At 48.1% G+C, this 13,104-nt stretch carries 10 protein-coding genes and 1 riboswitch; of the genes, 4 read left to right on the top strand and 6 right to left on the bottom strand.

Annotation, left to right across the window (positions count from 1 at the left end):
- Positions 1-569: 569 nt before the first annotated feature.
- The 4 genes from PsAD26_RS23020 to PsAD26_RS23000 form a co-directional block, all read right to left on the bottom strand.
- Positions 570-1,346: a heme acquisition protein HasA gene (locus PsAD26_RS23020; RefSeq protein ID WP_063312289.1), complete on the bottom strand. Its 777-nt coding sequence runs from the start codon at positions 1,344-1,346 to the stop codon at positions 570-572.
- A gap of 104 nt (positions 1,347-1,450) precedes the next feature.
- On the bottom strand, positions 1,451-3,979 hold the full coding sequence (locus PsAD26_RS23015) for a TonB-dependent receptor (RefSeq protein WP_084403800.1): 2,529 nt from the start codon (positions 3,977-3,979) through the stop codon (positions 1,451-1,453).
- Positions 3,980-4,138: 159 nt separating this feature from the next.
- On the bottom strand, positions 4,139-5,134 hold the full coding sequence (locus PsAD26_RS23010; protein ID WP_063312287.1) for a FecR domain-containing protein: 996 nt from the start codon (positions 5,132-5,134) through the stop codon (positions 4,139-4,141).
- Positions 5,135-5,323: 189 nt separating this feature from the next.
- A complete protein-coding gene (locus PsAD26_RS23000; RefSeq protein WP_193758341.1) occupies positions 5,324-5,818 on the bottom strand; it encodes a sigma-70 family RNA polymerase sigma factor in 495 nt (164 codons plus the stop codon).
- Between the two features lie 380 nt (positions 5,819-6,198).
- A riboswitch (cobalamin riboswitch) is annotated at positions 6,199-6,395 on the top strand.
- A gap of 100 nt (positions 6,396-6,495) precedes the next feature.
- Here PsAD26_RS23000 and nrdH point away from each other — a divergent pair.
- From nrdH to nrdF, 4 genes are read left to right on the top strand one after another with little or no spacing between them, the layout of a single operon-like run.
- Positions 6,496-6,717 carry a glutaredoxin-like protein NrdH gene (gene nrdH / locus PsAD26_RS22995; RefSeq protein WP_063295928.1) on the top strand — a complete coding sequence of 74 codons (222 nt, stop codon included), beginning with the start codon at positions 6,496-6,498 and terminating at the stop codon, positions 6,715-6,717.
- A gap of 4 nt (positions 6,718-6,721) precedes the next feature.
- Positions 6,722-7,126 (top strand): class Ib ribonucleoside-diphosphate reductase assembly flavoprotein NrdI, encoded by a 405-nt coding sequence (gene nrdI / locus PsAD26_RS22990; protein ID WP_063312285.1) that lies wholly within the window; start codon positions 6,722-6,724, stop codon positions 7,124-7,126.
- Positions 7,108-9,258 (top strand): class 1b ribonucleoside-diphosphate reductase subunit alpha, encoded by a 2,151-nt coding sequence (gene nrdE / locus PsAD26_RS22985; RefSeq protein ID WP_084403799.1) that lies wholly within the window; start codon positions 7,108-7,110, stop codon positions 9,256-9,258. The genes nrdI and nrdE overlap by 19 nt, the downstream gene beginning before the upstream one ends.
- Positions 9,259-9,274: 16 nt before the next feature.
- The gene (gene nrdF, locus PsAD26_RS22980) at positions 9,275-10,252 is read left to right on the top strand and encodes a class 1b ribonucleoside-diphosphate reductase subunit beta (RefSeq protein ID WP_063312283.1); all 978 of its coding nucleotides are present in this window, start codon (positions 9,275-9,277) and stop codon (positions 10,250-10,252) included.
- Positions 10,253-10,725: 473 nt separating this feature from the next.
- Here nrdF and PsAD26_RS22975 read toward each other — a convergent pair whose 3' ends face one another.
- The gene (locus PsAD26_RS22975; RefSeq protein ID WP_063312282.1) at positions 10,726-11,826 is read right to left on the bottom strand and encodes a cytochrome c peroxidase; all 1,101 of its coding nucleotides are present in this window, start codon (positions 11,824-11,826) and stop codon (positions 10,726-10,728) included.
- Between the two features lie 56 nt (positions 11,827-11,882).
- Positions 11,883-12,854 carry a hypothetical protein gene (locus PsAD26_RS22970; RefSeq protein WP_193758340.1) on the bottom strand — a complete coding sequence of 324 codons (972 nt, stop codon included), beginning with the start codon at positions 12,852-12,854 and terminating at the stop codon, positions 11,883-11,885.
- Positions 12,855-13,104: the final 250 nt, after the last annotated feature.

Genomic DNA, 13,104 nt, shown 5'->3' with positions numbered 1-13,104 from the left:
ACGCAGAACTCTTCAAAATCGCCGCTTGCGTTACCACGCGCAAGCCGCTTAACATCAACATGCAAACCGGGCCAAACACGCCGCTATTCAGAAGCTAATTCTGTCTAACTTCATTCGACGACGGACATATAAATTCGGAGGTGGTCGCGAACGACCAAGAACGAAGGAAGAAGCATCTGATCCACTCTTCCCAAGGCATTCCGAACTTTTGCAACCATTGAAGCTAAACAGAACAGAAATCGAGGATCTGGTGAATTTCCTCGAAGCACTATGAGCATTATCATAGTTCGTTTAGCTACTGTTTATTTGGGTTGTCAGAGACTGTGACGTTTCTCTAACGAGAATAGCCCAGTCCGAAGTTAAAAGTAGGCCTTGGTGAGGCAACAACGACATGGCGCTGGCTGTGATAATGCGTTGAGTGAGTTGTCAGTGCAAACTAAGCAATCTCAGAATCTAATTTATTTGAGAGCTGTTCATTGAAGACAAGCCGCACACCATAGTGTTTCGTAGTGTCATGGTGTGCGGCCTGTACTTTATTTTTGAAGTCAACGATGTCAATCTGACAAAAGTTAGATGAAGAAGCTGTCGTCCAGGCCTGATGAGAAGCCTTCTACGGTAATCGTATCAGTTGTGCCTGCCGCAGAGACAACCGCATTACCTGGGTCCGATGCGTAGTCAATGATGAGATCGTCAAATTCACTCACGCCGCTCCAGTTGCCGAGCACATCGATCAGATCACCTGCAGCAAGGTCAGTGATTACATCAGCGCCTGAGCCCGAGTTGAAGACAAATGTATCATTGCCAGCGTTGCCAGTAAGGACATCATCACCTGAATAGCTTTGGATGGTATCTGACCCTGAGCTACCGTTGATGACTAGATCATTGGCGTTAAGTTGAGCTTCCAGCGCTGTCGTGTCATTGCTCATGAGGCCATAGACAACGTTGTGTACCGGGTTACCTGAGCCCGAGCCAGACAGTCCTAAGCCGGAGATGTCAATGTCATTGGTCGTATGTGAGAAAGAGTCTGAGGACGAGTCATAATCGAGACCATGACCGAATGAGACACTATCAACCGCTCCACTAAGGACATGGTTGGTCAAGCTATAAGAGATGTCTCCGGCTGAACCAGAATCGACGATGAATGATTGAGCGCTGTCACTGACAAATGGTAAAAGCGCTGAGCCGTTTGTTGCAGCATAATTGTTACCGCTGAAATCGAAAGGGTTTGAGGAGAAGTGTCCCCACCCAGAGCGATCAAAGTTTTGGTTATAATCCGCAAAATACGCAGGCATATTGATGCCGGTACCGTCGTTGTTTGCGTCACTCAAATTGATTGTTACAGCCATGATTTCCTCTTCCTGTGGAGGTTGTGTTCGTTCTCAGAACGTTTGAGAGGGATCGCTCATGCGATCAGTCAGGCTGGCTGGCGTAAAGCTGGCTGGCAGGTAGATTAAAATGTGAAGTTCAAAGCAGCGGTAACGGTCCGGCCTGGAGATGGAAACTCTCCAGCGGTCAGTGCGTCGACATAAGCAACATCACCCAGATTATTTACGTCTACCCGCAGTGTCGCGTTTTCATTGAACTCGTAGGAGCCGTAGAGGTCGACGACGGTATAGACATCTGTCTTGTACCCGCCACTAAAGAAGCCGAATTGGCCATCAGGCTCTACGTATATGATACGTCCGCCCAATGTCAGTCTCTCATCTAAGAAACGAAGACCACCGTTTGCGCTAAGTTTGCTTTTGGGTGCAACATTGAGCAAGATAACCCTATCTGCTGCTTCCCCATGCTCCGTGTAGGGACTATCAAATGTGAAAGCGTTGGGTAAGTCGATATAACTTCGGTTATATGCGACGCCTGCAAAGAAGCTACCTGCATCATAAAATGCTTCTAACTCAAAACCTTGCGTGTTTATTCGTTCATAAAGGTTGCCATATTGATAGTAGGGAATTTGTAACTCAAAACTGCCTAGATCAAGTGTAGCGCCAGCCACATTTGCCAAAGCGACGTAATTTTCAACCTTCCGATTGAAGTAAGAGAACTTGAGTCTCAATGTGTCATTCTCGATGAACTGATCATCAAGTTGGATGTTGAGGCCACCTTCCCAGGTTTTGGCAAGTTCTGGTCGCAGTGCCCCATTCGGAAGATATGGAAGTCCGCCACCAGTATGTTCGCCGCCCAGGAATGTTTCCATGACGGTCGGAATTCTGTAGCCCTCTGAATATCTACCGAAGAATTGCAGTCCATCTAATGGAGTGATAGCGAGAGCGAACGTTGGAGAGAACCTGTTTCCCGAGTTAGAGATATTCTGTCCAACAACTGAAGTGTTTCCAGAAAGGTCGTACTCAACCGTTTTTGGGGTGCCCTTCAAATTAAACTGATCATATCGTAAGCCGAAATTTAGCTCGACCAAATCCTTGTAAGAAAAGGCTAGTTGGTTGAATGCACTATAAACATTACGTTCACCACTTGGGTCGGCTCCAATCCATAAGCTATCCAAATCAACCGTTGATACATCTGGTTTTGATTTTGATTTTCCAACATCTTTGAACGCTTCAATCCCATAATTCCAGGAAATCGATAGCGCTGAAAGGTCAAATTGGCTTGTGTTTTGAAGACTACCACCCAACGAATTGAGTGCGAAATCATTATCGAAGCCGCCTCCCTTAGATGTGCGTGGTAAGCGGTATTGATCATTATGCGTACGGTTCGCCCAGAGTTTAGCTTCTAGGTCAAACCAACTGTCATCGGGCTGCCAAGTGTAAGTTGCTGTGCCTGTTATGTTGGTGATATCGCTTTCGTTGCGAAAGTCACCACCGATTGTGCTGTTCGTGAATGCATCGTGGAAGCCAAGAGCGCCAAGCACTAATGTATGGTCATCATTGAGATCGATGTTTAATTTTGTAAGCCAGGATAGCGTTTCTGATCCGGTAAACACAACTGGTTGGCCAGTCTTACTAAACTCCAAACTACCATTGTTACCCGCTTGATATTTGCCAAGGTTCTTTTTGCTGATACCAGCTGCGAAACTGACGTTGTCAGTCAGTTTTATGCCAGCAGCGAGATTGCCGTTGAAGTTGTAGGCATTCGTACCAGCTGCCAGCTTTCCCTCAACGCCGTAGGATCTGTCAGGCTTGATCAGGTCTTTGGCTTCAATTGTTCGGAAATTGACCACACCACCCATAGCGCCCGCGCCACCCACACCCGATATGGCACTTTTTTCAATCTCAATCTGGCGGACAAAAGCAGGATCAACGTAAAAGCGTCCGGTTTCATCATGACCAGCTTTCTGGAAATTCTGGCGTGCTCCATCAATCATCACATTCACGCGGTTCTGGTCCTGAAGGCCACGAATATTGATGCTGATACCGGGATCTTGCGGGTTATCGGCAACCGTCACTCCTGGCACACCAGCAAAGAGGTCTGCTGCGGTGCGAGCATTAGAGTTTTTGATTTCTTCTCGGCCAATAACACTGACTGCGCGAGGTGTTTCGTAAACCCATTCAGGTGCCCCTTGCCAGCCGACAGGGTCTCCGGAGGAAGCCGTCACGATGACTGGTAAGAGTGATGCATCATCGCTATCAACTGAGATGGCATCCTGAAATCTAGAAATGATGATAATTCCAGATGGATCAATCTCGTATATCAGCCCTGTTCCATCTAACAGCATATCTAAGGCATCTTGAGTTGCCATAACGGCTTTGAAGCCTGCTATGCGAATGCCTTTGATATTCTTTGCGTTAACAGACAACCGAACGCTGGCTTGCTGACCAATCTGCATAAGTGCAGCTGATAATGAACCTGCAGGAATGTTGAATGATGTCTGCCTGGTTAACTCAGTCGTCGTTGACGCAGATTGCGCATACACTGCGGGTAGTGATAACGCAGTTGTTTGAAACAATGATGCAAGCAAAACTGTTACTAGTAATTTGGTGTGACGCCCCCCCAGGCGAAATCCCACCTTATGCCCCGTTTCCATATATACCACTTCCAAACTCGCCCATGGATTATTACTAGGCGCTAATCTCACGCCCTATTTCCTAGAAGAGACGATCTGGAGAGGTTTATTTTCTGAGAAAAATACTCATATTTTTAAAAGTATGAGTATTTTTATTTTTTCAATAAATATATCAAAAGCTTAGATCATCGAAATTGCAACAAAGAAACCAAAATCCCTGAGTTGAACAGAGTGTGCAGCTGAGATTGCATCCAAACTTTGTCTCGGCTCATTGAGGTTAAAGACACCAGTCACACGTTTGGACATGAGACGAGGATCCAACACTATCACTGGTATCTTCATGTAACGACGCAATTGGAAAAGCACATCTTCAAAGCTCTGATCTTCAACGTAGAGCTTATCTTGCCGCCATGCAGCTATATAGTCTTGGTTGACTGTCCTTACAACTTGTTTGCCATGCTCACTCAGGCTTGCCCATTCAAATGCTCGCAGATCTAGCTTTTCCTGCAAATTAGAGGCCTGTGCGACCTCAACGTGCCCATGCTCGACGCCGACAGAAACCATAGAGCGCCCCTTGTTGATGTTGAAGCGGGTACCTAGCACTGTTGTCGTGGTATCGCCGGTTGTAACAACAAATGGTCTGTCCGCATCCGGTGCTACATCAAATAGCACTTCCCCTCTCATCAGGTTCACCTTTCGCTGGTCTGCGGCAAAATTCAATTCAACAGCTGAATAAGCAGAGAGGTAGATCTTCGAACCATCTTGAAGACGTATTTCTTTTGACTGGGCAACATCTGTTTTATGGTCTGCATATATCCAAATCATGAGATGTGGAATCAAAGAGATGCTTGAAAGTAAGAGGAAAATGCAAGCAAAACCGACGGTAAGATGCGGTCGAATTTTTGCAAAGAGGCTTTTATGCGCAACAGCGAGCTGAGCTATTTCACCCGTATTGACATTCGGCTCCAAACTCTCTTGCCCCAGTTGACCAAGTAAAGAAGATGTTTGAGTTACCCTCTTCCAAACATTCGAATGTTCAGGATGCTGATTTAGCCAACTTTCAAATTCCTGCCTAACCTGTGGGTCTTCCGGGTACTCTTCCAAAAGGATAAACCAATCGATTGCAGCATCTTCCGTTGTTGAACGCCTTTCAATCCTTCGATCTGAATGTTTCATTGGCTTAATCCTGAAATGATTTTGGTACTCGGAATGGCTATGAAGTTGTCCTTCCTAAGAAGAGACGATTGGATGACTGTCTTTTTCGAAAAGAAATCAAAAGACCTCTTAAAACCCTCGATTACAAATGTCAGGACTGCTGTTTCATAAAAGCCTAGGTCTTTAAAGTCGGACTGGTAGTTTATGCCGCTATCTCTTTGCATTCAGCACCTTCATGCAGTGCTTAATACCAGTATGCAAGTGCTCATGGGTTTGCGTCACAGAAAGGTTTAAACGGCTAGCAATTTCTCTTAGCTTAAGCCCCTCCAGACGGTGCAATTCAACGACTTTGCGTGTTATTTGTGGTAATTCGGCAAGCGCTTTTATGACCAGTTTAAGCTCCTGTTTGCCGGCTAACGCACTCTCCTGAGTTGGCTTTTGTTCCGAATAGGATGTAATTGGAGTTTCATGATCAAATCTCTGAAGTTCCCGTTGTTGCTTGCGCAATTGGTCGATGCAAAGATTGTGAACGATACGACGAAGGTAGCTGTCTGGTGCGTTGGGTGATTTGGAGCCAATCCGTAGGAAGGCATCCTGAACAATGTCCTCACTGAGCGCCCAGTCTTTGGTTATGGATGCAGCATAGCGGACCAGCCCCTCGTAATTTTTTGTATGTATTTTTACATGCTGTTGGGATTTGGTCACGAAACGGAGCCGTTCACTAAAACGAGTATACGGGGAAATTGCAACCATTATATGATTTAATATGAGTATAATAGTCAAGTTATATTGTTGGTTGATTATCAGACAATTGCGCTCGCTATTGGTGTTCTTTAAGTGAAAGAGCGCGTGTGTAATACGAATTTGAAACTGGTTGCAGCAAACAGCATCAGGTAACGAGGGTAAGAAACTATGATCGTTGTATTAAATGGCGATTTGCGAAGCACGGCGCCAACTCAAAAACTCCGTTAAAAGTATAGGATAGGCCCCTCAAAACTGGGGTGAGGTATAGATACTGCTTCCAAACTCCACAGCATTAAATTGTGTAAAGTCATCCATATGTTGACCCACACTTACGTAAATGCACTATATGAGGCGTTCTTGGTTCTTGCGAGATGACTCGCAAGCTAAGAGGGAAGCTGGTGAAAATCCGGCACTGCCCCCGCAACTGTAAGCAGCGAGCAGGCGTTCGCTCATACCACTGGAGATGTTCTTCGGGAAGGTAGAAGGCCTGTGTTGGAGCTGTGTAGTCAGGAGACCTGCCAAGAGACTTTTAACAACCACAGGCGGAGGGCCTGAGCGGGTTGTGAGCAGGTCTGCCTTATGCGTGGGTCCCTGTCTCTCATCCCCAGCCTCTTCTCCTATGCTACGGGGACTAAAGCATGAGCATTACCGTATATTCCAAGCCTGCCTGTGTGCAGTGCACCGCAACCACTCGTGCGCTGGACAGCGCTGGAATCTCCTACGACGTGATTGACCTTTCTCAGGACACAGATGCTTTTGCTGCTGTGCAAGAACTTGGATACCGCCAGGTACCTGTTGTTGTCACAGGTGACCAACATTGGGCGGGTTTTCGCCCAGACAAGATAAGCGCGCTCGCCTGATACGTTGAGCGGGCTCGTCTATTTCTCAAGCCCATCTGGAAACACACATCGCTTTGTTGAATGCCTCGGCCACCCGGCTGAGCGCATACCGTATCGCACGTCTGAACCTATGTTGCAGATGGCGGATCCCTTTGTGCTCATCACACCAACATATGCGGATGGTGAGGGGCGAGGGGCGGTGCACAAACAGGTGATCCGTTTCTTGAATGATGCGGCCAATCGAAATTTGCTGCGAGGCGTCATCGCCTCGGGCAATCGCAATTTTGGGGCGTTTTTCGCTCATGCAGGGACAATTATTGCCGCGAAATGCAGTTGCCCATGCCTTTACAAGTTTGAACTTGCAGGCACGGAAACAGACATTGCGCGGGTTCGTCAGGGGCTAGATTTATTTTGGAAGCAACAACATTAGAGCAATCGGTGAATAGTCCGCAGGGACTTGATTACCATGCACTGAACGCCATGCTGAACCTCTATGATGTAGAAGGCAAAATCCAGTTTGAGGCTGACCGTCAGTCTGCACGTCAATACTTTTTGGAACATGTGAACCAGAACACCGTTTTCTTTCACTCTTTGGAGGAAAAACTCACCTACTTGGTGCGCGAGAATTACTATGAAGCGGAAGTTCTGGAGCAATACGACCCGGCGTTTGTGAAAGCCATTTTTGTGGCTACGTATGAGCGGAAGTTCCGTTTTCCGACTTTCCTTGGAGCGTTCAAATTCTACACTAGTTATGCGTTGAAGACGTTTGATGGCAAACGTTATCTGGAGCGCTATGAAGACCGCGTCGTTATGGTGGCGCTGGCGCTGGCACGTAGTGATGAAAACCTTGCCATGCGGATGATGGATGAAATCATTTCCAGCCGCTTTCAGCCTGCAACGCCTACTTTTCTGAATGCAGGCAAAAAGCAGCGCGGTGAGCTGATTTCCTGCTTCCTGCTGCGTCTGGAAGACAACATGGAGTCGATTGGCCGTTCCATCAACTCCGCATTGCAACTGTCCAAGCGCGGTGGTGGTGTTGCCTTGCTGCTGACCAACCTGCGCGAGTCTGGCGCTCCGATTAAGGGCGTTGAAAACCAGTCCTCTGGTGTCGTACCTGTGATGAAGTTGTTGGAAGATAGTTTCAGCTATGCCAACCAGTTGGGTGCCCGTCAGGGGGCTGGAGCAGTCTACCTGAATGCACATCACCCGGACATTCTGAACTTTCTCGATACCAAGCGCGAAAATGCTGACGAAAAGGTCCGCATCAAAACCCTTTCCCTTGGTGTGGTTATTCCGGATATCACCTTCCAGCTCGCTAAGCAGAACGAGGAAATGTACCTGTTCTCGCCTCACGACGTGGAGAAGGTTTACGGCGTACCGTTCTCAGAAATCTCTGTGACAGATAAATACCGCGAAATGGTGGATAATCCGAAGATCCGCAAAAGGAAAATGCGGGCTCGTGACTTCTTCCAGTTGCTGGCAGAGATCCAGTTCGAAAGTGGCTATCCATACATTTTGTTTGAGGACACTGCAAACGCCGCTAATCCCGTGGCCGGGCGTATCAACATGTCCAATCTGTGTTCAGAAATCCTGCAGGTGAACGAGGCAAGCACGTTTAAAGACGATCTGTCCTACGCCCATCTTGGCTCAGATATCTCCTGCAACCTTGGCTCGCTCAATATTGCCAAGGCCATGGATGGCGGGGATTTGGGGGCAACGGTTGAGACGGCCATTCGCGCACTGACGGCGGTTTCTGGGATGAGCGCAATCGACTCTGTGCCCTCCGTGCGCCGTGGTAATGACGAGAGCCACGCCATTGGCCTTGGACAGATGAACCTGCACGGTTTTCTTGCGCGAGAGCTTGTTCACTATGGCAGCCCTGAGGCCATCGACTTCACCAATGTCTATTTCTGTTCGGTGCTTTATCACTGCATTCGTGCATCCAATGAATTGGCGCGAGAGCGCGGAGAGAGCTTTAAGGGGTTTGCGGAGAGCCAGTACGCCTCTGGTGTGTTCTTCGACAAGTATGTTGACAAAGACTGGATGCCGGAAACGGAACGTACAACAGCTCTTTTCGATAAGTTTGGCATCCACATCCCAACGCGCGCCGAATGGAAAACCTTGAAGGAGGCGGTGATGAAGGACGGCCTGTTCAACCGCAACCTTCAAGCTGTGCCGCCAACTGGGTCCATCAGTTACATCAACAACTCCACATCGTCGATACACCCGATTGTTTCCAAAATTGAGATTCGCAAAGAGGGCAAGATTGGGCGTGTCTACTACCCAGCGCCGTTCATGACCAACGACAATCTGGAGTACTATCGCGATGCCTACGAGATTGGCCCGGAAGCGCTGATTGACACCTATGCCGCAGCCACCCAGCACGTGGACCAGGGCCTGTCGCTCACATTGTTTTTCCCCGATACCGCGACCACTCGCGATATCAATAAGGCCCAGATCTACGCCTGGAAGAAGGGCATCAAAACAATCTACTACGTGCGCCTGCGCCAGATGGCGCTGGAAGGCACCGAAGTTCAAGGCTGTGTGGCCTGCTCTCTTTGAGGTTTGAGGAAATAAAATGACACTACACAGTGCTATTCAGCCAGTTGCTAAGGCCGTGAACTGGAACCGTCTGCAGGACGATAAAGATTTGGAGATCTGGAACAGGTTGACCTCCAACTTCTGGCTGCCGGAAAAAGTACCGCTTTCCAACGATTTGCAAAGCTGGGCCTCGCTCACACCAGAAGAGCAGCAGCTCACCATTCGCGTGTTCACTGGTCTGACTTTGCTGGATACCATCCAGAATACAGTAGGCGCGCCAGCGTTGATGGCAGATGCGATAACGCCTCATGAAGAGGCTGTACTCACCAACATCGCTTTCATGGAGGCGGTGCATGCCCGTTCTTACTCCTCCGTCTTCTCAACCCTATGCCGCACGGCTGAGGTGGATGATGCCTTTCGTTGGTCGGAAGAAAATGAGTTCTTGCAAGTTAAGTCGCGTTTGATCCTGGAGGAGTACAATGCAACCAGCAGCCCGCTGAAGAAGAAGATTGCCAGCGTATTTCTGGAGAGCTTCCTGTTTTACTCCGGCTTCTATCTGCCGATGCATTGGTCCAGCCGCGCAAAACTCACCAACACCGCAGATCTGATCCGCCTGATTATCCGCGATGAAGCGGTGCACGGCTATTACATCGGCTACAAGTTCCAGCGCAGTCTGGAACGTTTGTCAGAAACAGAACGTGCAGAGATCAAAGACTTCGCCTTTGCGTTGTTGTTTGATCTATATGATTTGGAGATCAAGTACACGGAAGACCTCTATGATCCATTGGGTTTGACGGAAGATGTGAAACACTTCCTGCATTACAACGCCAACAAGGCCCTACAAAATTTGGGCTTCGAAGGCCTGTTCCCAGAAGCCATTTGCCAGGTGAACCCGGCGATCATGGCCTCACTATCTCCAAATGCCGACGAAAACCACGACTTCTTCTCCGGCTCCGGCTCCTCCTACGTCATCGGCAAAGCCGTGGCGACCGAAGACGAAGACTGGGATTTTTAGTCTAACCAACTTTTGAGTAATGCTAGCGATTCCAGAGCGCCCCACTTAATGATCGCTAGCAGTTCAGTTAAATGTGTGCTGCTATTCAGAAAATAAGGCAGGTACTTGCTGCGGGCACCGAAAAAGACATCTAGAAAATATAGCAATGAAAACCAACTTTAAACTTGCCTTCAATATCAATCAGATAGCTCTAAAGTGAGGCCCATTGTTAGATCTGTTAGTGCAACTACATTGAGCGTATAGACCCAGCTAAAATGCTCTCAGGAAAGCGTCAACAGTAACTCCCATACGGATTGTCTCAATCCTTAATGGAACTACCTGAATGGCAGCTCCTGGCCCGAACGTCTAGACATTCCTGACTCGTAGCAACTGAGCAATACCGGACATTCAACCTGAACTGGGTTATCCTTGTCGGTGAAATATTTCAACTTCTGATTAGTCTAAAATACTCATGGCGGCAAGAACTGTGAAGCTCATAGAGCTTCCAGGAAATTCACTAGATCCTCAATTTCGGGTCTGGTCAGTTTCAATGGCTGCAACAGATTGGAGTGCTTAGGAAAGAGTGGATCAGCTGCTTCTTTCTTGGTGCGGGGCCGCTCGCGACCGCCACCGAAATTGTAAAGCAACACCACTTTTCGCAGAGATGAGATGATACCATTATGCATGTATGGCGCGCTCTTGCGGATATGACGTAGGCTTGGCGTTGCAAATGCACCAACATCTTTCGGGTCATTAGTCACCTGATAGCGTCCCAAATCTTCCAGCGGTTTAGCGAAGTAAGTCAGGCCAAGGTTGTGGAACTTGCCGTCTGTTAGAGTAGGTCCGTTGTGGCAGTTCATACAGCGAGCTTTGGTGCGAAACAGATGTAGGCCACGGATCTGACTGTCGCTCAAAACGCTGTGGCGACCTTCCATAAACAGATCTAACCTTGTTTTCCGCTCTAGCCCGCGTTCAAAAGAGGCAATCGCGGTTGCCAGAAGATCCGCTGAGATTTGGTTGGCTGCAAAAGCATCGAAAAACATCTCGGGATAAACGTCATGGGTATTCAGCCGCTCAAGGACTTTATAAAGCTCAGCTGCCATCTCAATCGGGTTCTCAATTGGCCCGAGCGCCTGTTCCTCCAGCGTTGCAGCGCGGCCATCCCAAAAGAGGGAAGGGCGATGCATAGCAGTAATCACCGCCGGTGCATTTCGATTGCCCTTTTGGCGATCATGCCCAAACGAAGTTTTGACGCCGTCCGCCCAACCAAGTTCCCTGTTGTGGCAACTCTGACAGGAAATCTGCCCGCTCTTGGAAAGAATTGGATCATCAAACAACCTTGCGCCAAGCGCAGCAATCAGATGCTCTTTCGAGCCCTTTTCAGGTCTCTTGGGCAGTTGAAGCGGAGCCATCTCGCTCAACTCAACACCTTCATCGATGGTTGGTGCAGGCCATTCTGACACCGGCTTTTGATAGATGGCACGAAGCGGCTCTCCAGAAGGAGTTTGCGCTAAAACAGCACCCATAGTAGGCAACAGGAGCACCGCTGTAGAAACCGCAGCAGCTACTCTAGAAACAGTAATCTTCTTAAGCATGTTACTTTGCTTTTATTGTCATGAAAAAGAAAAAGGCCAGCTCCCCGGCCCAACCCCTAGAAACTCGTCTTCAACCCTAACCAGAACTGGCGGCCTTTTTTGAAGGGATTTGTGTCTGAAGCAGTAGCATTCCCGATCTCGTTGAAGACGTTATTTACCTTCGCGGTAACAATCGTTTCTCCGAACTCAGTCTTGGCAAGCTGGTAGGAGGCACCAACATTTACATAGGTTGTGAAGTCATAACGGTGATCAACGTAGACATCATGATTCTGCTCTGTGCCATCGACTTCAATATCGATGTTTTCCTTGCTGTCGATGACACCGTCATATGGTAGTGTAAATGAAGCACTGCTCCAGAGTTTCAAGCGATTATCAAGCAATCCAGCCTGTAAACGAAGGCCACCCCGTATTGGGATGTCCAGATTGCCCTTTACCCCATCAAATCCGGATTCCGTATAAGACTTGCCCTTGTAGTAAATGTAGTCTTCTAACTCGACTTCTTCGAAGTAGCTGTTATTCGTGACATGACGTTTCGCCCATGAAGCGCTGACACTGAAACCGAGTGTGTTGAGCGGTCCGAATGAAAGATCGCTCCAGGTCTTAGCGTACTCAACTGAAACACTGTCGTACTTACTGGAACCTTCATTGGTCAAGGTATCGCCAGCGTCATTTTTTGCGAAGCGATCTTCACCCATTCGATGTAAGTATTTGATGCGAAACACACCATCAATGAGTGGATCAGTTACGCTCACACCGACCGTGTACTCATCGTTGTAGGGCGTCCTCAGACCAAAACTTGCGTAGTTAATAGCCGTTTTGCTGCTTTTGTAATACCACCCGCCTTCAGCGTCTAACTCGTTGCTAATGTCGCCATTTTCAATATTTCGCCAGTGAGTTACACTTTTGCTGTCGCCAGACTTTAGAGCATATCCAAGCATGCTATCGTCATAGTAACGGTTAAAGCCACCTGAGATAATGACACGATCAGTTGCTTCCCATGACGCCTTTAAACGTGGAGCTACATTCACATTATTTAAGAAGTTTTCGTAATCCAAGCGCACACCTGGTCGGAACTGAAAGTTGCCAAAGTTAAGTTCAGTTTCAGCCCACAGATTTGCTTCAGTTAATGCTACGTTGGTTTCATACGGGGAGTGTCCGTCGTCGAATGAAGTTAGACAGAATTAGCTTCTGAATAGCGGCGTGTTTGGCCCGGTTTGCATGTTGATGTTAAGCGGCTTGCGCGTGGTAACGCAAGCGGCGATTTTGAAGAGTTCTGCG

The sequence above is a fragment of the Pseudovibrio sp. Ad26 genome, from assembly GCF_001623285.1.
GTDB classification, from domain to species: Bacteria; Pseudomonadota; Alphaproteobacteria; order Rhizobiales; family Stappiaceae; genus Pseudovibrio; species Pseudovibrio ascidiaceicola.
The sequence above is the reverse complement of the archived record's forward strand: the minus strand, read 5'-3'. Positions and strand labels throughout refer to the sequence as shown.